Genomic DNA, 19688 nt, shown 5'->3' with positions numbered 1-19688 from the left:
CGGGATGGATGGGGATCGAATTGTTGCGGGCGAAATTAGCAACCGCTGCGAAGCGGCGTCAAGTGACGAAATTTCAGCCGTCGAGGTTCACGCAGGCCGGACCGAGCTTTCCCGGATCTTGAGTTCGGTCTGCAGGGTCACCGTCGAGGCCGGGCGGCCGGGTTCGGCGATCCGCTCGGCCAACAGCAGGGCCGCGGTGCGGCCGAGTTCGTACGTGGGCTGCACGACCGTGGTCAGCGACGGGCGTACGAGATGGGCCCACGGGATGTCGTCGAAGCCGACCACGCCGAACCGGCCCGGGACCGAGATCCCGCGATCGACCAGGCATTCCATCGCGCCGACGGTCATCAGGTTGTTGGCGGCGAAGACGGCGTCAGGTTCCGCGCCGGAGTCCAGCAGCGACGCCATCGCGGCGTAGCCGCCCTCCTCGCGGTAGTCCGCGTGGCGGATGAGCTGGTCGTCGGCCGGGCGCTTGTGGCGCTTGACGGCGTTGGTGTATCCGCGGAGCCGCTGCTGGGCGGTCGGCAGTTTGCGCGGCCCGGTGATGCAGGCGATCCGCTGGTACCCGGCGGCGATCAGGTGCGACGTCGCGACGTCCGCGCCGTGCTCGTTGTCGGCCAGCACGGTGTCCACTGTGGCTCCCCGGATCTGCCGGTCGATCGCCACCACCGGGGTCCCGGACTCGACGAGCCGCGTGATGGTGGCGAGCTTGCCGGTCGAGGAGATGATCACACCCGCCATCTGCTCGGCGAGCGCGGCGCTGACGTAGCGGTCCTCCTTGCCGGGGTCCTCGTCGCTGTTGCAGAGCACCACGGAGTACCCGGCGGCCTGCGCGACGTCCTCCACGCCGCGGACCAGCGAGGTGAAGAACGGGTTTCCGATGTCGGAGATGATCACCGCCCAGATGCTGGTCTGCTGGCGGCGCAGGTTGCGGGCGACCGCGTTGGGGCGGTAGTCGAGGTCGCGCATGGCCTGATGGACCCGGGCGGCGAGCGCGGCGTCCACCGTCGTACGCCCGTTGACGACGCGCGAGACCGTCGCGGCGGAGACGCCGGCGTGCCGGGCGACGTCGTAGATCGTGGCCATGAATCCCCGCCTTCCAGAAGCGCGTTGAGCCTAGCAGGAGAAATCGATCCCTCGGACCGCACTCCCAGCGTCTCGCCCCGGCGGCTTCCCGGTGCGGTCGGCGCGGTCGCGGAGATTCCCCGGCTCGGCGAGGCGGTTTCCGGAAATCGATCTCGCCATCGCTGACCAGGTAAATCGGCTCTGACATCTGGTGCTAGCAGGCCGGAAACGAACTGTTGACAACCCTCGTTGCCGAGCCTACTCTCTGGAAATCGATTTCCCGAACCTGCTCGATCGGGACCCTCAGCACTTCGTAAGGAGCACCGTGACGACGCAATCGGCGGACGGGCCGGCTCGCCTCGATCCTGGCATCGGCGACCCCGGCATCACTGCGGCCCGCCAGGCGCTGCGGCACGAGGCCGACGCGGTCGCCGCCCTCATCGGCCGGCTCGGGCCGCAGTTCACCGCGGTCGTCGACGCGATCCTCGAATGCCGGGGCCGCGTGGTGGTCTCCGGTCTGGGCAAGTCCGGCATCATCGGCCGGAAGATCGCGGCGACGCTGGCCAGCACCGGAACCCCGACGGCGTTCGTCCACGCGGCGGAGGCGCTGCACGGCGACTCCGGCATGGTGGCGCCCGGCGACCTGGTGATCGCCCTGTCGGCGTCCGGTGAGACCGCCGAGGTCTGCGACTTCGCCGAGATGGTGACCGCGCGGGGCATCCCGGTGGTCGCGCTGACCGGCCGACCCGACTCCACCCTCGCCACCCTGTCCCAGCACGTGCTGGACGTGGCGGTCGAACGAGAGGCCGATCCGTTGAACGTCGCGCCGACCGCCTCCACGACGGCGACCCTGGCGATGGGCGACGCGCTCGCCTCGGCGCTGATGGTCCGCCGCGGGTTCACCTCGCAGGATTTCGCCGGGTTCCACCCCGGCGGCTCGCTGGGCCGGCGGCTGACCGGGGGTGCCCGATGATCCCGCAGCAGACCGGCGGCGACGACGGCTTCGACGTGTGCGTCCTGGGCAGCTTCATGAAAGACCTGGTCACGCAGGCGCCGCGGCGGCCGCGGCCGGGCGAGACGATCCGGGGCCGAGCCTTCGACGAGTACCTCGGCGGCAAGGGGTTCAACCAGGCGATCGCGGCGCGCAGAGCCGGGGCGCGTACGGCGATGATCGGGCGCGTCGGCGACGACCGGCACGGCGCGGAATTCCTCGCGATGCTCGCCGAGGAAGGCGTCGACGCGGCGTACGTGCGGCGCGACTCGGGCTGGGGGACCGGCGTCGGCCTGCCCGTCGTGGAGCCGGACGGCAGCAACTCCATCATCATCGTGCCCCGCGCGAACGACGCCGTCACCGCCGACGACGTCCTGGCCGCGGCCCCGGTCATCCAGCGCAGCCGCGTACTGCTGGTGCAGTTGGAGGTGCCGCTGCCCGCCGTGCTGACCGCGTTGCACCTCGCCCGGTCGGCGAACGTGCTGACCCTGCTCAACCCGGCGCCGTCGGCGCCGCTGCCGGAGGACATCAGCGCGCTGGTCGACGTGGTGGTCCCGAACGAGGTCGAGGCCGAAAGCCTCACCGGCCTGCCCTGTCACGGCGACGCCGTCCTCGGCACCGCGCCGACGCTGCGGCGGCGGCTGGCCCGCCGGGGCGCGATCATCACCCTCGGCGGACGCGGTGTGGTGGTGGTCGACCGGCCCGGCGACGACGAGGTGCCGCCCGAAGCCGTCGACGCGTACGCGGGCTGGCGGACCAGCGTTCTCAACCCGCTGGCGGTCGACACGATCGACACCGTCGGGGCCGGCGACGCCTTCTGCGGCGCGCTCGCCGCTCGCATCGCGGCCGGGGACGGCCTGCTGAGCGCAGCCGAGTACGCCAACGCCGCCGGCGCGCTGGCGACGACCCGACGGGGAACCGCACCGGCCATGCCCCGTGCCGACGAGATCGGCGCGCTGCTCACCCGTACGACAGTCTCCGGCGCGCCCGTCGGAGAGCACGCACTGTAACCCCGTTGGAGGTGGTGCTCGATGAAGACCCGGACGTACAGCGCCGCAGCGGTCGGCGTACTGCTGCTGGCTCAACTGGCCGTGGCGGCCCAGCCCGCCGCGGCGACGACCGCGACATCCCCGGCGATCGTGGTGGCCAAGGTGACCGGGCCCGGCTCGGTCAGCTCGACCGACACGGCCTGGAACATCAAGGCGACCGACCTCGGCATCATGTGGGACAACGGCGCGGGCGAGATCCTCACCGCGTTCGGCGACACCTTCGGCGCGGCGGCCACTCCGCCCGGCGCCAACGGCGACGACTGGCGTAGCCAGGTGCTGCTGCGCAGCAACGACCACAATCTGTGGGACGGCATGTCCTTCACCAGCGCGGTCACGGACGGTCCCGGCCACGCCAAGCAGCTCATCCCCAGCCAGAAGGTCGACAACTCCGAGATCACCGTCATCCCGACCGCCGGCGTCTCGGTCGGCTCGCGGCAATACCTCGCCTACATGTCGGTACGCCACTGGGGCGCGCCCGGCTACTGGGACACCAACTACGCCGCGATCGCGTACTCCGACGACAACGGGCAGAACTGGGTGACGTCCGGCGGCCCACGCTGGGACAACCCGGGCGGCGGCGACCACTTCCAGATGGCGGCGATGGCCCGCCGCTCCGGCTACGTCTACCTCTTCGGTACGCCCAACGGCCGCAACGGCGCCCTCTATCTGGCCCGGGTGCCCGAGGCGTCGGTGCTGACCAAGTCGGCGTACGAGTATTGGACCGGCAGCACGTGGCAGACCGGCGCGGACACCCTGGCGACCGCGATCGTCGCAGCGCCCGTGTCGGAGCTGTCGGTGCAGTTCAACGCGTACACCGGCAAGTGGCTGATGACCTATCTGCAGGGCAGCGACATCGTGCTGCGCTCGGCCGCCGCGCCGAACGGGCCGTGGAGCGGGCCCAGCGTGGTGGCCTCCTCGGCCGACTATCCCGGGCTGTACGGCGGGTTCATGCACCCCTGGTCCAGTGGCTCCGACCTGTACCTGACGATGTCGGACTGGACGCCGTACAACGTCTACCTGATCCGCGTCACGCTGAACCCGGACGCGACCATCGGCAACCCGAACCTCGTCCGTGACCCGAGCTTCGAACGGCAGACGACCGGCGCGGTCGCCTCGCCCTGGGCCGTCCGCGGCAACGGCGGGATCGACCACAACACCTGGAGCTTCACGGGCGACCGCAACGGATTCGTCCGATACAACCAGGGTTGGCACGATCTTCACCAGGTGGTGACGGTCGCCCCGAACACGAACTACGTGCTGTCCGGCTGGCTGCGCACCTCGGGCAACAACGACAACGGCTTCTTCGGCGTACGCAACGTCAACGGGCTGCCGTTCGCCGAGGTCAACTTCCACGCCGTGGGTTCGTGGACCCGGTTCACGGTGTCGTTCAACAGCGGCGGGCGTACGCAGGTCGAGGTGTTCGCCGGGATTTGGACGGACAACGGGGACATGTGGTTGCAGCATGACGACTTCGCGGTGGTCAAAGCCTGACACGCCCAGCCAGGAGATCAACGCCTGAGACATCATCGGATCGGTTCGGCGGCAGCGTGGCCGCTGTGACCGCGAGAGAGGGGACAGCGTGAACTACGGTTCATACGGCAGCAGTCTTCGGGACCTGCCCCGGTTGCGACCGCATCGCCGCCGGCGGGAGTCGAGCTGGGACCGGAGCGGCGGCAACGACGACCGGGTCACCGTCCACCCCGGCGAGACCGTGACACTCGCCGACATCCAGGGCGCGGGTTCGATCAACCACATCTGGATGACCGTCGCCCCGCGCGACGCGGCCACGCCCGCCACCGCCGACCGTGACTTCCTGCGCAAACTCGTCCTGCGGGTCTACTGGGACGACGCCGAGCATCCGAGCGTGCTCGTGCCGCTCGGCGACTTCTTCGGGGTCGGCCACGGCCGCACCGCGAACTTCGTCTCCGCGCCGCTCCAGATGAGCCCGCAGGACGGCAAGGCCTTCAACTGCTTCTTCCACATGCCGTTCGCCACCCGTGCCCGGTTCGAGCTGACCAGCGAGTGCGAGTCGGAAGTCCTGTGGTTCTACTACTACATCGACTACGACCAGTTCGATGAGCTGGGCGCGGACCTGGGCCGGTTCCACGCCCAGTGGCGGCGCGAGAGCCCCACCGACGGGATCGAGCAGGGCGACCTGTCGAACTCCGACTGGCTGTTCTCCGGCAGCAACCTCGACGGGGCGGGCAACTACACGATCCTCGACGCGGAGGGCCGTGGCCACTACGTGGGCTGCGTGCTCAACGTGACCAACCTGCGCCAGACCGCCGACTGGAACTGGTACGGCGAAGGCGACGACATGATCTTCATCGACGGCGAGGCGTTCCCGCCGAGCCTGCACGGCACCGGGACCGAGGACTACTTCAACACCGCCTGGTGCCCGAGCGAGTCCTACCACGCGCCGTACCACGGGATCACCCTGCCGGGCGGCGAGAACTGGAGCGGGCAGATCTCGCTCTACCGGTTCCACATCGAGGATCCGGTGCCGTTCCGCAGCTCCATCCGGGTGACCATCGAGCACGGTCACGCCAACCGGCGCAACGACGACCTGTCCTCGGTCGCGTACTGGTATCAGGAGCTGCCCCACAAGCCGTTCATCCTGCCGCCCGTCGCCCAGCGACTGCCCCGGCTGTGAACCACCGAGCCCGTCTGCCCGCTCTCGTCGCGGTGGTGCTGCTCACCGCCGGATGCACGAGCCCGTCAGGAGAGACCGTGACCGTGCTGGACCCGCGCACCGACAAGCCCTTCGTGCTGACGGGCGTCGGCGGCCTGACCGAGATCGGCCAGGTCACCGGCGTGCCGGGCGGCACCGACAAGTACGCCGTGCACGGCACCGACCTGGGCTCGATGTTCAGCGCCGGCGATACCACGTACTTCGTCTTCGGCGACACCTTCGGCGAGCGGACGGACGGGCAGACCGGGGCGGGCGGCAGCTTCTGGCGGTCGAACGTCCTCGGCTACACCACGGATCGCGACCCGTCCGACGGCGTACGCCTCACCGGCATGGTCACCGACGAGATCGGGCTGGCGAAGGAGCTGTTGGGCAGCAAGAAGGTCGACGGCGACGAGATGACCGTCATCCCCACCTACGGATTCGCCGTGGGGAAGACCTTCTACCTCTATTACATGTCGGTGCGGCACTGGGGCGACCCCGGCCGCTGGGACGCCAACCACGCCGGGCTGGCCCGCTCCACCGACGGCGGGCAGAACTGGACCCGGCTGGACGCGGTGACCTGGCCAGGTGACTCCGGATTCATCCAGGTCAGCGTCACGCATGTGCTCGAGGACGGGGTGGACCAGCTCTACTTCTGGGCCATCCCGGCCGGCCGATTCGGCGGCGTACGCCTCATGCGCGTACCCGCCGCGCAGGTCGAGCAACTGTCGGCGTACCGGTACTACGCCGGCGCCGGCTCCACCGGCCCGATCTGGGCCGCCGACCGGGACCAGGCGGTCCTCGTCGTCGACGACACCGTCGGCGAGCTGTCGGTGGCGTACAACTCGTATCTCGACCGGTGGATCATGATGTACCTCCGCGAGGGCGACGGCGTCGTCCTGCGGGAGGGCGTCACCCCCTGGGGCCCCTGGAGCGAGCCGCGCACCGTTGTGGACGCGGCCGGTCACCCGGGCCTCTACGCACCCTTCCAATACCCGGTGACCAGCGAAGCGACCGATGACGGTGGCCGCCGGATCTACTTCAACCTCTCCCTCTGGGGACCGTACAACGTGTTCCTCTACTCAATTGATCTTGAGAAATCCTAGGAGTTGCGATGAAGCGCAGAGCTCTGCTCAGCGGGCTGGCCGGCGCGGCCGCGCTCGCCGCCGCCGGGTGCGGCAGCAAGGACAGCGGTTCCGGTGACAAGAGCGAGGTGACCATCTGGCAGCAGAAGTTCACCGACCAGGAGGACGCCTGGTACAAGAAGGCGGTCGCCGCGTACAACGCCTCGCAGAACAAGGTCAAGGTCGTGCACCAGATCGTGCCGGCCGACGCCTGGGACCAGAAGATGAAGGCCGCGCAGGCGGCGGGCAAGGCGCCCGACGTGTTCACCCTGAACTACAACAAGGTGCAGGGATTCGCCCGGACCAGCCAGATCCAGGCCCTCGACGGCGTCATCGCCGCCGACAAGTGGTCGGGGCTGCAGGAGTCGGTCGTCGGGTCGATCACCTACAAGGGCAAGAAGTACGGCTACCCGATGCTCGTCGAGCCGTCGGCCGTCCTCTACTACCGCAAGGACCTGTTCGCCAAGGCCGGCCTCGACCCCGAGAAGCCGCCGACGAGCTGGGCCGAGCTGGTCGACTTCGGCAAGAAGCTGACGACCAAGGACGTCTCCGGCTTCTCCACCGCCGGCAACCAGATCGACATGGGCTGGTCGACGTGGGGCCTGCAGTGGAACGCCGCCGGGCACCTGCCGATCAGCGACGACTGGTCGCAGCCGCGGGCCAACGACCCGGCGTACAAGCCGCTCCTGCAGGCCTACCAGGACCTCTACAAGCAGGGCATCATGCCGAAGCAGCCGCTCGCCCCGTACGCCGACGCCACCCCGTTCGGCCAGGGCAAGGCCGCCATGATGGCCTGCGGTTCCTGGGCGGCCAGCGTGCTGCTGTCGGACTTCCCGAAGGTCGTCGGGAACGTGGCCGCCGCGCCGATGCCCTCGTTCGACGGCGACGCCACCAAGCCGACCGCCACCCTCGGCGGCTGGACCTGGGTGATCGACGGCAAGTCGACCAAGGCCCAGGCGGCGGCCGAGTTCATCGCGTACGTGCTGGCCGGCGACCCCGCCCTCCTGGTCGACTACTTCAAGACGACCAAGTTCTCGAAGTACTCTCCCCGAACCGCGGTCGCCGACACGATCAGCAGCGACCCGGCCGCGAAGGAGAACCCGTGGGCGCAGACGATTCAGGACAAGGTGGTCAAGTACGCCAAGCCGGAGCCGACCTACGACTGGTCGATCAGCCTGGCGTTCGGCAAGGCGATCGAGAAGGCCCTCCAGGGCAAGGACATCGACACGGCCCTGAAGGAGGCCGACGCCGAGATCAAGGACATCATCGCGAAGAACAACCTGGCCGGACAGGGCACCACGTCATGACGAGCGCGGCCGGTGCTGCGACCGCGGTCGCAGCACCGGGCACCCGCGACGCGTCGGGGTCGACGGCGCGGCGACGGCGGCACGGCGACACCAAGGTCGCGTACCTGATGCTCGCGCCGCTGGTCGTCCTGCTGTCGATCTTCGTCATCTGGCCGTTGCTGCACGCCGTCTACATCAGCTTCTTCACCTGGAGCTTCTACGCGCCGTCGGAGTTCGTGGGGCTGGACAACTACCTCAACGTGCTGACCGACCAGGCGTTCCTGTCGTCGGTGCTGCGTGGACTCGGGTTCGCCGCGATGGTGGTCCCGGCGCAGCTGCTGATCGCGTTCGCGTTCGCCAACCTCGTGAAGTCGTTCAGCGGGCGCATGGCCGGCGTACTCAAGGTCACGATCTATGTTCCGGCCGTGATCTCCGAGGTCATCGCGTCCATCATCTTCACGATCATCTACGCGTACCGTGGGGGCATCCTGAACTGGGCCCTGGGTCTGGTGGGGCGCGACGACACCGCGTGGCTGGGGGAGACCGGGACCGCGTTGCCCGCGATCGCCGTGCCGGCGATCTGGATCGGGATGGGCATCGCCTCGCTGATCATGCTGGCCGGCCTGCTGGACATCCCGGAGGCCTACTACGAGGTGGCCTCGCTGGACGGCGCGGGCTGGTGGTCCAAGATGCTCCACATCACGCTGCCGCTGATGAAGAACATCTTCCTCTATCTGCTGGTCACCGGGTTCGCCGGCTCGCTGCAGTTCCTCGTCGTGCCGCTCGTGATGACCAACGGCGGCCCGCTGGAGTCGACCACGCTGCCGAACCTGTTCATCTTCCGGCACTTCACCAACGACCTCTACTCCGGCTATCCGATCGCGGCCGCCCTGCTGTTGTTCCTCGTCCTGGGCTCGGTGTCGGCGATCATCTTCCGGCTGGTGCGATCCGAGAAGGCGGTGGACGGCTGATGCGGTTCCTCGTGATGGCGGGCAAACTCGGGCTGGCGGGGCTGTTCCTGCTCAGCGCCCTGTTCCCGCTGGCCTGGATGCTGATCGCGGGGTTCAAGAGCAAGACCGAGGTCGTGCAGACCCCGTTCCAGTTCTTCCCCGAGGTCTGGCGCTGGGAGAACTACACCCAGATCCTCGGGGACCCGGCGTTCCTGCGGTCGATCGGCGTGACCTTCGTCGGTGCGCTGCTGTTCGCCGCGCTGAGCCTGGTGGTCAACTCCCTCGGGGCGTACGCCTTCGCCCGGCTGGACTTCGCCTTCAAGCGCACCCTGTGGGTCGTGGTCATCACGACGATGTTCATCCCGGGCATCGCCATCATGCTGACCTCGTTCATCGTGGTGACCCAGCTCGGGATGCTCGACACGATGGCGGTCCTGGTCATTCCGGGCGCGGCGTCCGGGCTGCAGGTGTTCTTCCTGCGCCAGTACTACCTGGGCGTGCCGGTCGCGCTGGAGGAGGCCGCGCTGATCGACGGCGCCGGGCGGTGGCGGATCTTCCTGCACATCTTCACGCCGATCTCGAAGGGCGCGCTGGTCGTCGTCGGGGTCACCTCGTTCCTGGCGTTCTGGAACGCGTACGTCTGGCCGGTGCTCACCATCACCGACCCGAACCTGTTCCAGATCCAGCAGTACCTGGCGACCTTCCGGTCCGATCGGTCGTCCGAGCTCGGCCTGCTCATGGCCGGGTCGACGTTGGCGGCACTGCCCGTGATCCTGCTCTTCCTGGCTTTCCAGAAGCAGATCATCGGCGGCATCCGGATCTCGGGGATGAAGTGAGGGCCCGTCCGGTCCCGCACGAGGAGGGGCGCTTCGTCGCGATGCCGCTCGGTGGCATCGGCACCGGCGGCTTCGCGATCGGCGCCGACGGCGGGCTGCGGCAATGGCAGCTGCAGAACGTCGGCAACCATCACGGCGAGCTGCCGGGGACGTTCTTCGCGCTGCGGGTCAGCCAGATCGAGCCGCCGCTCGACCGGACCTACGTGCTGCAAGCGCCGCCCGGCCCGGTGGACGCCGCCCGGACCCCGCTGGTCGACGACGATCTCGTGCCGGGCTGGCAGCGGGATCTGCTCGGGGCGTACCCGGGTGCGGCGGCGACGACGTTCCGCGGGCTGTATCCGGTCGCCGAGATCGACTATCACGGGCTGCCGGTGGACGTCCGGCTGACGGCCGTCAACCCGCTGATCCCGCTCGACGTCGACCGGTCGTCGCTGCCGGTGGCGATGTTCACCTTCACGGTCACCAATCCGTCTGATGTGGACGCCCATGTCTGGCTGGGCGCCGCGATGCAGAACCCGGTCGGGCACGACGGGACCACCCCGATCGACGGCGTGACCGCGCGCGGGTACGGCGGCAACACCAATCGCGTTCGGCGAGAGAACGGCTGGACCTCCCTCGTCCTGGAGAACCACGCAATCGACCCGCTCGCGCCGGGCGCGGGCCAGGCCGTCCTGGCGATCGACTCGCCGTCGGCCGCGACGCTGCCGCAGTGGCAGCATCCGGCCGAGTTCCTCGGCTTCCTGGACGCCCGCGCGTTCTACGTCGACTCCTCGGTGCTCGCCCCACATGCCGCCGACTACCAGCCCAGCGGTCCCGCGCCGGCCTGGGGGCCGAGCGGCCCCGGCCGCACGTGGAACGGCGGGGTCGCGGCGGTGCTCGACCTCGAGCCCGGGGAGACCGGCACGATCCGCGTCCTGCTGGCCTGGCATTTTCCCAACCGGTACGCGAATTTCGTGCAGTTCGGCCCGCCGAATCCCCAGTGGGGGCCGACCCGGTTCTGGCTCGGCAACGCCTACGCGCAGCGGTACGCCGACGCCCAGGCGGTCGCCGCGGAGGTGGTGTCGCAGTGGGATTCGCTGCTGGCCGACACCCGGGCGTGGACGTCGGTGCTCAGCGAGAGCAGCCTCGACGACGACGCGGTGGAGCACCTGGCCGCGCAGGCCGCGATCCTGCGCAGCCCGTCCTGTTTCGTGACCGCCGACGGCGCGTTCTTCGGTTTCGAAGGAGTGCTCGGGGCGTCGACCGTCATGTGGACCGGCGACGTCGGCGGCTCATGCCCGCTCAACTGCACTCACGTCTGGAACTACGCCCAAGCCGTGGCGAAGCTGTTCCCGCAGCTCGAACGCAGCATGCGGCAGACCGAGTACGACGTCATGCAGGCGCCGGCGGGCTATCTGCCGCATCGAGTGATCTCGCCTTCGTACCTGCCGCAGCTGTGGGACAAGCCCATCGGCGGCCCGGTCGAGCCGGCCCTCGACGGGATGCTCGGCAGCGTCCTGAAGACCTACCGGGAGGTACGCAACGGCGCCGGCCTCGACTGGCTCCAGCGGTACTGGCCCTCGGTGCGGCGGTTGCTGGACTACGTGCGCGATCGCTGGGATCCGACGGCGTCCGGGGTGCTGCGTGGCGTACAGCCGTCCACGCACGACATCGATCTGTGCGGGGTCAACAGCTTCATGGGCACCCTGTGGCTCGCCGCGTTGCGGGCCGCCGAGGAGATGGCCCGACTGGTGGACGATCCCGCCTACGGCGCGGTCGTCGCAGACCTGTTCGAGCGGGGCAGCAAGGCGTACGACGAGTTGCTGTTCAACGGCTCGTACTACGTCCAGGTCCTCGACGAGGGGGAGTCCACCGACTACCAGTGGCTGCACGGTTGCCTGGCCGACCAGCTCATCGGCCAGTGGTGGGCGCACCAGCTCGACCTCGGCTACCTGCTGCCCCGGGAACACGTGGTCACGGCGCTGCGCTCGATCGTGCGGCACAACCTGCGTACGGGGTTCGACGGGTTCGACCACATCTACCGGGTGTTCGCCGACCGCGACGACACCGGGCTGCTGATGTGCACCTGGCCCGGCGGCGGACGGCCGTCCGTACCGACCCGCTACTGCGACGAGGTGTGGACCGGCAGCGAGTACCAGGTGGCGGCGCACTGTCTCCGGGAGGGACTCGACGACGAGGCGTACGCCATCCTGCGCGGGATCTGGGCGCGGTACGACGGGCGGCGGCGCAATCCCTACAACGAGATCGAGTGCGGCGACCACTACGTACGCGCGATGGCGGGCTGGTCGGTCGTCGACGCGCTGTCCACGCGACCGGGGACGTGGCCGTTGCTCACGCCGACCGGATGGGGCACCGTCACCCGCAGCTCCGACGGCGTCTCCGTCTCCTGCCGCTACGGCACCATCCCTGCAACGGAGTCGCGCGACCCTCAGGTACCTCTGTAGGCGCAGATCACGGATGCGCAGGCCAACCGGCGCTCGGTGAGCCTGCGCATCCGTGATGTGGTGCTAGGAGAACGCTTCCGGCGCGGCCGGTCCATAGGGGACGCCGGCCTGCAGGATGATGTTGGCGTAGGGGGTCACCTCGCCGGTCCGCACGATCGCCCGCGCGGTCCGCGTGATCCGCTTGAACTCCTCGTGCCCGACCCGGCCGATCCGCGACGCGGGAATCAGGCCGGCGATGCCGTCGGCGATCGTGGCGTCGGACAGCTCCTCGGCCACGGTCGCGTGCTCCACCACGAACTCGCCGAGCACCTGCCGCAGGACGGGCAGGAAAGCGGGTTCGCCGGACCGCCACGCGAGGTGGACGACCTCGACCCCGGGCGGGGCGGGCAGTCCGGCGTCGCACACGACGATCAGATCGGTGTGCCCCGCGCTCGTGAGGATCTCCAGCAGGCGTGGGTGCCACAGGCCGTCGTGCCGCATGCTTCCTCCTGGTCAGTCCGTCGGGAACGCCGAGTCCTCCGACCGAGAATTCGATTTCCCGCCAACGCTAAAGAAAGGGTCGCCCGGTGTCAACGGGCCGGCGTCAGCGCCGCCACGATGCCCGGGACGTCCTCGCGGAAGTTACGCGTCCAGTGCTCGCCGGAGTGCGTACCGGGGTAGTCGTGGAAGTCGTTGGCGATGCCGGCGTCCAGCAGCCGCTGATGGAACGCGGCGTTCTGGTAATGCACCACCCGCTCCTGGACGTCGCTCATCCAGGCGCCCGGCGTCACGTCGGTCAGCCCGGCGTACAACGCGATCCGCTTGCCACGGAAGCTCTCCACCCGGTCCCAGGGATTCTCCGGCGTCATGAGGTCGTGCCGTTCGCCGACGACGCCGTAGACCGCGCCCGGGAGCTGCCCGTCGGCGGCCGGGGTCACGAAGATCCAGCTCTCGATGTCGGCGGCGAGATTGTTCGACGGGCCCGAGTACGAGGAGACGGCGGCGAACCGGTCCGGGAACTCGGCGGCGTACTTCTGCGCGCCGTAGCCGCCCATCGACAGCCCGGCGACCGCCCGGCCGGCGGCTGCGCCGGTGGTCCGCAGGTTGGCGTCGATCCACGGGATCAACTGGTGGATGTGGAAGTTCTTCCAGTTCAGCGGGCCGAACAGCGGGCGCAGGTGGTTCGCGTACCAGCCGATCTTGTAGCAGTCGGGCATGACCACGATGACCTCCAGGCCGGCGGTGGACTCGACCGCGCCGAGTTCCATGTGCCACTGCCGGAAGTCGGTGTTGCCGCCGTGCAGCAGGTAGAGCACCGGATAGCGGCGCGTCGGATGGGCGTCGTAGCCGTCGGGCAGCAGGATGTTCACGCCCGGGTCCCGGGTCAGCTCGGTGCTGCGGAATCGCACGTACGCGAGCCGCGCGTCCCAGCGTTGGTTCTCCAGCACGGTCAGGCCGAAGCCGTTGCCGACCGGCAGTCCGGCGGCGCGCGCGGGCGAGCCGAACAGCCCGGCGGTCGCCACGGCAGCGGTGGTGGCGGCGGCGCCGGCCAGCAGGCCGCGCCGCGAAACAGGTGGTCGCATGAGTCCTCCCCAGATGCGTCGGTGAATCGGGAAATCGATTTCGCGAAGGCTTCATGGTGCCACACGGATCGACGTTGACGAAAGGCTGTGGCCTGATCCGGTCGCGGCCTGGCGACAACCGCGTGGGACGGATCCGGGCGCCACGCTAGGTTGTCTCCATGATCCAGGTGACCTACCGCCCGGCGACGACGGCGGATGCGGCCGCGCTGGCCCGGCTGCGGACCGCGATCCGTGAAGAGTCCGGCCACGGCCGGGCCGCCGCCGAGGCCGACGTGGTCCGCGAGTTCACGGAGTACGCGACCCCTGACTCGGTCCTGCTCGCCGAGGCGGACGGCGACCTCGTCGGCTGGGCGTACGCGGAGCCCGGCGGCGACGGGAGTCGGCGCTTCCTGCCCGGCGGCGTACTGCCGGCGCACCAAGGCCGGGGCATCGGCCGTCACCTGCTGGGCTGGCAGCTCGACCGGTTCGGCCCGGCGGGGCTGCCGATGATCGGCTGCCGCAGCACCGACGCCGCCACCCAGGCTTTGCTGCGCCGATTCGGGCTGCACCCCGAGCGCACCTTCCTCTGGATGACCCGCGACGTGGCACTGCCGACGCTCGCCGCCACGACGGACCTGACGGTCGCCGCCTACCGGCCCGGCGACGAGCACGCCCTGTGGGTGGCGCACCAGGAGGGGTTCGCCGATCACTACGGCTTTCATCCGACGCCGTTCGAGGAGTGGGCCGACCGGTTCCCCCGGGACAAGCGGTTCCGCCCCGACCTGTCGTACGCCGCCTGGGACGGGGACGAGTTGGTCGCCTTCGCGTCGTGCTACCTGCTGTCGGTGGCCGACGAGGAGCCGAGGACGGTCGTGATCGAACAGGTCGCGACGCGTACGCCGTGGCGGGGTCGCGGGGCGGCCGGCGCACTGCTCGCCGCCGTGATCGACGCCGCGCGGGCGGCGGGCGTACCGGAGTTGGCGTTGAACGTCGACGGCGCGAACCCGACCGGAGCCGTCCGGATCTACGAACGGGCCGGTTTCGTCGAAGCGTTCCGCCGCGTCCAGTTCGCCCGCCCGTGACCGGGATGCGAAGCGGGCCACGCGATCCACGTCGTCGGTGCTAATTTCCTGGGCGATACGCATCAGATGGCGGACAGGAGCAGCCGATGAACGACGACCTCGACCTGGGCCTCGACCTGGACGTGGCAGTGGCGATCATCGGCGAGGGTGCCATGATGAGCGACTTCCTGGTCTGGACGCTTCAGCACGGCTATCAGGCGGGCGAGCGCACGCAGGTCGGCGACGGGTTCTCCCGGCTCGAGATCGTCTACCGCGGGCGGGTGACCGAGCAGGATGCTCGATCGGCCGAGGAGAACCTGCGCCGCTTGTGGACCCGGCACGCCAAGAAGCCGTACAAGGTCCGGGTCAGTTTCGTGCCGAGCCAGGGCCAGGCCTGGCAGCAGAAGTACCCGGCGTCGGGCAACTGGTGAGAAGCCCCCGTTCAGCCTGGCAGTGACTTCAGCGCGGCAGTGACTTGGGCCTGGCAGTGAGGAGGTCCGTCACCGCCGGGCTGCGAAGCCCTCGCCGAGCGCGGCCGCGATCGGTCCACTGTAGAGACGATCGGGGTCGAGCTCCGGGTCGTAGATGCCGACGTCCGCGCCGATGACCCGCTCGTCCGCCGCCAGCCGCCCGAGCAGCTCGGTGAGCTGCGCGAAGTCGAGGCCCGGCGCGCCGGGGGAGTCGACGGCCGGCATCACGGACTCGTCCAGGATGTCGACGTCCAAGTGCAGCCACACGCGGTCCAGGCCGCGCTCGCCAAGCCGGTCGAGCGTCCGGGCGCTCGTCGTCTCGATGCCGTGGTGCAGGATCTGCTGCGTGGTGAAGCGGACGATCGCGGAATCCTCGACCATCGCCCAGTGGTCCTGCTCGGCCGGCACGTCGGTCTCGCGGTCGCCGAGCTGGACGACGTCGCCGTCCGCCACCAGCGGCGTACCAATGATGGGCCAGTGGGTCAGCAACGGCTCGCCGCGGCCGGTCGCCAGCGCGAGGTCCATGCCCGCGGCGGAGCCGAGCCGGGCCGCGGTGTCGTAGTTGTTCGGGTGGAAGAAGTCGTTGTGGCCGTCGAGGTGCACCAGCCCGCACCGCCCGTCGCGACGCGCGCCCGCGAGGCACCCCAGCAGATTCGCGCAATCACCCCCGACCACCAGGGGGAATCGGCCGGCCGCCAGGGCCGTGCCCACGACCTCCGCGATGATCATCGAGTACGCCCGCAGACCGTGCCCGTTGCGTAGCCGCGTGAGGGGCTGGGCCTCGAAGTCATAGTCGGGATGGTCGAGCGTGGTGACGTGACGGGCGCCGAGGCGGTCGGCGAGCCCGGCGTCCAGGAGGGCCTGCGGGGCGCGCCAGGCGCCGGGTTCGTGGCCGGGCGTGAGTGGCCGCAGGCCGAGGCTGGACGGTGCGGTGATGAGCTCGATCATGCCGACAGTCTACCAGTAAAACGCTGTTTACCGGTTGCATGATCGCGTATCGTGGAGACATGCAGGTACGAGCGCACGACTTCCAGCCCCGGGACCTGGTCGCCGGCGACGTCGTGCTCGACTTCGTCAACACGGTCACCGCGCGGGACACCGAGCCGATCGACTGGCTCGACGACTACGCCGCGTTGCTCTCATGGTCCGTGCTGGCGGACCTGCCGCCGGACGCGGTGGCCCGGCTCGCCGCCGAGGCAGTCGCGCACCCGCGCCGAGCCGCCCGCGCGCTGGCCGAGGCGAAGGTGCTCCGCGAAGCGCTGTGGAAGCTGCTGACACACGACCAGGCCGAGGACGCCGTCGCCCGGCTGACCGAGTCGTGGCGGTCGGCCACGGCCGCGGTCGTCCTGACCGGCTCAGCCGGGCGGCTGGAACCGACGGTCACCGTCGAGAACTCCGGACTGGCCTATCCGGAGCACTTCGTCGCCCTTCGGGCCGTCCGCCTGCTGGAGGCCCTGCCGTCCGTTCGGCTGCGAGTGTGCGGCGGCAGGCATTGCGGCTGGCTGTTCCTGGACACGTCCAAGGCCGGCCGACGCCGCTGGTGTGACATGGCCACCTGCGGAAACGCCGAGAAGACGCGTCGCCACCGAGCGGTGGCCCGCCCCTGACGCCTTCCCCGAGGCACGGCGGCGGAGATCATCAGGGCTCGACCAGGGGTTTTCCCGGGGGTCGTCGAGGGGCGTTCCGGACGACGATGGCGATAGAAGATCACGTCGTACGGAGGTAGCCGTCATGGCAGCACAGTGGACCGTTCCGGACGGGCTGCGTACCACCCCGCCGAGGTTGCCGGTCGAGGGCGTGGTGCCGTCGTTCGCCGGCGCGCCCGCCGATCTGCGCGGGAACGTCGTCCTGGTCAGCTTCTGGACCTACACCTGCGTCAACTGGCTGCGGCAGCTGCCCTACCTGCGCGCCTGGACGCACAAGTACGCCGGCCACGGGCTCGTCGTCGTCGGCGTGCACACCCCTGAGTTCGGCTTCGAAGCCGAACCGGACAACGTCAGCCGGGCCGTCGTGGCGCTGGGCGTGGACTACCCGGTCGTCGCCGACAACGACTACGCGACCTGGCGGGCGTTCGGCAACTCCGCCTGGCCCGCGCTCTACCTGGCCGACACCGAAGGCCGCATCCGCCGTCACCACCTCGGCGAGGGCGAATACCAGCAGACCGAGGCGGCGATCCAGGCGCTGCTGATCGAACGCGGCTCGACCGGATTCGACCCGGCCCCGGTCACGGTCGACGCCGAGGGCATCGAGGCACCGGCCGACTGGACGACGCTGCGCACCGCCGAGACCTACACCGGATACCAGCGGACGGCGTACTTCGCGTCTCCCGGGGGGCTCGTGCCGAACCGGCGGAACGCGTACGCCGAACCCGCGCGGCTGGCCGTCGACGCGTGGGCGCTGGCCGGCGACTGGACCGCCCAACCGCAGGCTGTCGTGTCGGACGCGCCCGGCGGCCGGATCGCGTACCGGTTCCACGCCCGCGATCTGCACCTCGTCATGGCCCCGGCCACGCCCGGCAGCTCGGTGCCGTTCCGCGTACGTCTCGACGGCGGCGCGCCCGGTCCGGCGCACGGGCTGGACGTGGACGCCGACGGCTACGGCGTACTCGCAGAACCGCGGCTGTACCAGCTGATCCGGCAGCCGGGCGAGATCGCCGACCGGACCTTCGACATCACGTTCCTCGACGCCGGCGCCGGGGCGTACGCCTTCACCTTCGGCTGACGGTCAGTCCTCGGCGGTCCACGGACCCAGCTTCTCCGGGTTGCGTACCGCCCAGACGCGCCGGATCCGTTCGCCGGCCAGCTCGAACGCGAACACCGCCACGGTGGCGCCGTCGCGCCGGCCGACCAGGCCCGGCTGGCCGTTGACGGTGCGTTCCAGCAGCACCATGCCGGGCGCGTTCGTGGCGAGGTAGAGGGCGAACTGAGCGACCTGCTCGGCGCCCTCCACCGGGCGTACCACGGTGCTGACCAGCCCGCCGCCGTCCGCGACCACGGTCACATCCGGGTCGAGCAGACCCACCAGCGCCTGGATGTCCTGCGCCTCCCAGGCCTGCTTGAAGTTCCGCACGACAGCGGCCAGATGCGTCGCCGGAGCCGGTGACGGCTGCGCAGCGTCCAGCCGCCGTCGCGCGGCCGTCGCGAGTTGACGGCAGGCCGCGGGCGTACGCCCGACGATGTCGGCGACTTCGGCGAACGGGTAACGGAACACGTCGTGGAGGATGAAGGCGACCCGTTCCGCCGGGGTCATCGACTCCAGGACGACCAGGAACGCCATGCTGACCGACTCGTCGAGGGTGACCCGATCGGCGGGATCGGCCGGAGCCTGATCGGGGATCGGCTCGGGAATCCACTCGCCGACGTAGCGCTCGCGCCGCACCCGGGCCGAACCGAGCAGATCGAGACAGATCCGGCTGGCGACCTTGGTCAGCCAGGCCCCCGGCGACTCCACCTCGTCCTGCTGCTCGCGGGTCAGGGCGTACCAGCGGGCATAGGTGTCCTGGACGACGTCCTCGGCGTCGGCCAGCGAGCCGAGCATCCGGTACGCCAAGTTGATCAACTGGCGTCGTTCGGCCGCGATGGCGCTGATGTCGGGAGTGCTCATACTGCTCCGACGATATAGCCGGCCGGAATGTGACCTGGACCTCCCCGCCTCACATTCCCGAGCGCTGCGTCGTCGGACTCAGTGAAAGTGAGTCACCCCAAGGACAGGACAAGCCGATGCGCAAAATCTTCGCCGCCCTCGCTGGACTCCTCGTGCTGCTCGTCGTGGCGCAGTTCTTCTTCGCCGCGAGCGGTGGCTTCAGCAGCCGGCCGGGCGAGGAGGCGTACCGGGGCCACCACATGCTCGGCTACGTGCTGTTCCTCTGGCCGATCGTGATGATCGTCGTCGCGGCGATCGGCCGGATGCCGGGCCGGCTCATCGGCCTGACCGCGGTGATCCCGGCGCTGACGACGTTCCAGGTCGTGGTCGCGAAGATCGCCATCGGCATGCACGACAGCGGCAGTGGTACGGGCTCCGAGATCGTCTTCGGCCTGCACGGCATCGGCGGCCTGCTGACCGGCGTGTTCGCGGGGCTGATCCTGCGCCAGGCCCGGGCGCAGCTCAAGCCCACCCCGCCCGCCGCCGCCTGACATCGGTCGCCAGCCGCCGGTGGGGACAGCGGATCAGGGTTCTAGGTCGAATCATGGGACATGATTC

Annotated in this window: 19 protein-coding genes; 14 read left to right on the top strand and 5 right to left on the bottom strand. The window is 69.8% G+C overall.

All coding sequences use genetic code 11. The features are described 5' to 3' along the window. Positions 1-87: 87 nt before the first annotated feature. Positions 88-1086: a LacI family DNA-binding transcriptional regulator gene (locus AB0M47_RS19215; protein ID WP_363415181.1), complete on the bottom strand. Its 999-nt coding sequence runs from the start codon at positions 1084-1086 to the stop codon at positions 88-90. Between the two features lie 304 nt (positions 1087-1390). On the opposite strand from AB0M47_RS19215, the gene AB0M47_RS19210 reads away from it, so the two are divergent. From AB0M47_RS19210 to AB0M47_RS19170, 9 genes are all read left to right on the top strand, one after another. Beyond that, the gene (locus tag AB0M47_RS19210) at positions 1391-2038 is read left to right on the top strand and encodes an SIS domain-containing protein (RefSeq protein WP_253762891.1); all 648 of its coding nucleotides are present in this window, start codon (positions 1391-1393) and stop codon (positions 2036-2038) included. Beyond that, entirely contained in the window at positions 2035-3066 is a 1032-nt protein-coding gene (locus AB0M47_RS19205; protein ID WP_363415178.1) for a ribokinase, read from the top strand. The genes AB0M47_RS19210 and AB0M47_RS19205 overlap by 4 nt, the downstream gene beginning before the upstream one ends. 21 nt (positions 3067-3087) lie before the next feature. Next, the gene (locus AB0M47_RS19200) at positions 3088-4596 is read left to right on the top strand and encodes a DUF4185 domain-containing protein (RefSeq protein ID WP_363415175.1); all 1509 of its coding nucleotides are present in this window, start codon (positions 3088-3090) and stop codon (positions 4594-4596) included. An 88-nt stretch (positions 4597-4684) separates the two neighbouring features. After that, on the top strand, positions 4685-5758 hold the full coding sequence (locus AB0M47_RS19195; RefSeq protein ID WP_363415172.1) for a glycoside hydrolase family 172 protein: 1074 nt from the start codon (positions 4685-4687) through the stop codon (positions 5756-5758). Between the two features lie 77 nt (positions 5759-5835). Further along, positions 5836-6882: a DUF4185 domain-containing protein gene (locus AB0M47_RS19190; RefSeq protein ID WP_363415169.1), complete on the top strand. Its 1047-nt coding sequence runs from the start codon at positions 5836-5838 to the stop codon at positions 6880-6882. 8 nt (positions 6883-6890) lie between these two features. Beyond that, entirely contained in the window at positions 6891-8207 is a 1317-nt protein-coding gene (locus AB0M47_RS19185) for a sugar ABC transporter substrate-binding protein (RefSeq protein ID WP_363415166.1), read from the top strand. Next, complete coding sequence (locus AB0M47_RS19180; protein WP_363415163.1) at positions 8204-9157, top strand: sugar ABC transporter permease; 954 nt, start codon at positions 8204-8206, stop codon at positions 9155-9157. The genes AB0M47_RS19185 and AB0M47_RS19180 overlap by 4 nt, the downstream gene beginning before the upstream one ends. Next, positions 9157-9972 carry a carbohydrate ABC transporter permease gene (locus tag AB0M47_RS19175; protein WP_363415160.1) on the top strand — a complete coding sequence of 272 codons (816 nt, stop codon included), beginning with the start codon at positions 9157-9159 and terminating at the stop codon, positions 9970-9972. The genes AB0M47_RS19180 and AB0M47_RS19175 overlap by 1 nt, the downstream gene beginning before the upstream one ends. Next, on the top strand, positions 9969-12416 hold the full coding sequence (locus AB0M47_RS19170; protein ID WP_363415157.1) for a GH116 family glycosyl-hydrolase: 2448 nt from the start codon (positions 9969-9971) through the stop codon (positions 12414-12416). The genes AB0M47_RS19175 and AB0M47_RS19170 overlap by 4 nt, the downstream gene beginning before the upstream one ends. Before the next feature lie 63 nt (positions 12417-12479). Here AB0M47_RS19170 and rbsD read toward each other — a convergent pair whose 3' ends face one another. Beyond that, positions 12480-12896: a D-ribose pyranase gene (gene rbsD / locus AB0M47_RS19165; RefSeq protein ID WP_363415154.1), complete on the bottom strand. Its 417-nt coding sequence runs from the start codon at positions 12894-12896 to the stop codon at positions 12480-12482. 89 nt (positions 12897-12985) lie between these two features. Next, a complete protein-coding gene (locus tag AB0M47_RS19160; RefSeq protein ID WP_363415152.1) occupies positions 12986-13978 on the bottom strand; it encodes an alpha/beta hydrolase-fold protein in 993 nt (330 codons plus the stop codon). Positions 13979-14136: 158 nt separating this feature from the next. Between AB0M47_RS19160 and AB0M47_RS19155 the strand changes: the two genes are divergently transcribed. Together AB0M47_RS19155 and AB0M47_RS19150 are read left to right on the top strand one after the other, a co-directional pair. After that, complete coding sequence (locus tag AB0M47_RS19155; protein ID WP_363415149.1) at positions 14137-15039, top strand: GNAT family N-acetyltransferase; 903 nt, start codon at positions 14137-14139, stop codon at positions 15037-15039. A gap of 86 nt (positions 15040-15125) precedes the next feature. Further along, positions 15126-15449, top strand: a complete 324-nt coding sequence (locus AB0M47_RS19150; RefSeq protein ID WP_363415146.1) for a hypothetical protein — start codon at positions 15126-15128, stop codon at positions 15447-15449. A 69-nt stretch (positions 15450-15518) separates the two neighbouring features. Here AB0M47_RS19150 and AB0M47_RS19145 read toward each other — a convergent pair whose 3' ends face one another. Then, positions 15519-16436: an arginase family protein gene (locus AB0M47_RS19145; protein ID WP_363415143.1), complete on the bottom strand. Its 918-nt coding sequence runs from the start codon at positions 16434-16436 to the stop codon at positions 15519-15521. Positions 16437-16495: 59 nt separating this feature from the next. Between AB0M47_RS19145 and AB0M47_RS19140 the strand changes: the two genes are divergently transcribed. Beyond that, positions 16496-17095, top strand: coding sequence for a CGNR zinc finger domain-containing protein (locus AB0M47_RS19140; protein WP_363415140.1), 600 nt, complete (start codon positions 16496-16498; stop codon positions 17093-17095). 124 nt (positions 17096-17219) lie between these two features. Next, on the top strand, positions 17220-18209 hold the full coding sequence (locus tag AB0M47_RS19135; protein WP_363415137.1) for a redoxin family protein: 990 nt from the start codon (positions 17220-17222) through the stop codon (positions 18207-18209). Positions 18210-18212: 3 nt separating this feature from the next. Here AB0M47_RS19135 and sigJ read toward each other — a convergent pair whose 3' ends face one another. Next, positions 18213-19091, bottom strand: coding sequence for an RNA polymerase sigma factor SigJ (gene sigJ, locus AB0M47_RS19130; RefSeq protein ID WP_363415134.1), 879 nt, complete (start codon positions 19089-19091; stop codon positions 18213-18215). A 116-nt stretch (positions 19092-19207) separates the two neighbouring features. Between sigJ and AB0M47_RS19125 the strand changes: the two genes are divergently transcribed. Beyond that, positions 19208-19621 carry a DUF6220 domain-containing protein gene (locus AB0M47_RS19125; RefSeq protein WP_363415131.1) on the top strand — a complete coding sequence of 138 codons (414 nt, stop codon included), beginning with the start codon at positions 19208-19210 and terminating at the stop codon, positions 19619-19621. The last annotated feature ends 67 nt before the right edge of the window (positions 19622-19688 follow it).

This window comes from Hamadaea sp. NPDC051192 (assembly GCF_040682475.1).
Taxonomy (GTDB): domain Bacteria; phylum Actinomycetota; class Actinomycetes; order Mycobacteriales; family Micromonosporaceae; genus Hamadaea; species Hamadaea flava.
The sequence above is the reverse complement of the archived record's forward strand: the minus strand, read 5'-3'. Positions and strand labels throughout refer to the sequence as shown.

Bases quoted from the DNA above. Each gene is read 5' to 3' on its own strand.
- AB0M47_RS19205 (WP_363415178.1), top strand. From the start codon at position 2,035: ATGATCCCGCAGCAGACCGGCGGCGACGACGGCTTCGACGTGTGCGTC.
- AB0M47_RS19175 (WP_363415160.1), top strand. From the start codon at position 9,157: ATGCGGTTCCTCGTGATGGCGGGCAAACTCGGGCTGGCGGGGCTGTTC.
- AB0M47_RS19125 (WP_363415131.1), top strand. From the start codon at position 19,208: ATGCGCAAAATCTTCGCCGCCCTCGCTGGACTCCTCGTGCTGCTCGTC.
- AB0M47_RS19180 (WP_363415163.1), top strand. From the start codon at position 8,204: ATGACGAGCGCGGCCGGTGCTGCGACCGCGGTCGCAGCACCGGGCACC.
- AB0M47_RS19215 (WP_363415181.1), bottom strand. From the start codon at position 1,086: ATGGCCACGATCTACGACGTCGCCCGGCACGCCGGCGTCTCCGCCGCG.
- AB0M47_RS19145 (WP_363415143.1), bottom strand. From the start codon at position 16,436: ATGATCGAGCTCATCACCGCACCGTCCAGCCTCGGCCTGCGGCCACTC.
- AB0M47_RS19140 (WP_363415140.1), top strand. From the start codon at position 16,496: ATGCAGGTACGAGCGCACGACTTCCAGCCCCGGGACCTGGTCGCCGGC.
- AB0M47_RS19155 (WP_363415149.1), top strand. From the start codon at position 14,137: ATGATCCAGGTGACCTACCGCCCGGCGACGACGGCGGATGCGGCCGCG.
- AB0M47_RS19160 (WP_363415152.1), bottom strand. From the start codon at position 13,978: ATGCGACCACCTGTTTCGCGGCGCGGCCTGCTGGCCGGCGCCGCCGCC.
- AB0M47_RS19135 (WP_363415137.1), top strand. From the start codon at position 17,220: ATGGCAGCACAGTGGACCGTTCCGGACGGGCTGCGTACCACCCCGCCG.
- rbsD (WP_363415154.1), bottom strand. From the start codon at position 12,896: ATGCGGCACGACGGCCTGTGGCACCCACGCCTGCTGGAGATCCTCACG.
- AB0M47_RS19150 (WP_363415146.1), top strand. From the start codon at position 15,126: ATGAACGACGACCTCGACCTGGGCCTCGACCTGGACGTGGCAGTGGCG.
- sigJ (WP_363415134.1), bottom strand. From the start codon at position 19,091: ATGAGCACTCCCGACATCAGCGCCATCGCGGCCGAACGACGCCAGTTG.
- AB0M47_RS19185 (WP_363415166.1), top strand. From the start codon at position 6,891: ATGAAGCGCAGAGCTCTGCTCAGCGGGCTGGCCGGCGCGGCCGCGCTC.
- AB0M47_RS19200 (WP_363415175.1), top strand. From the start codon at position 3,088: ATGAAGACCCGGACGTACAGCGCCGCAGCGGTCGGCGTACTGCTGCTG.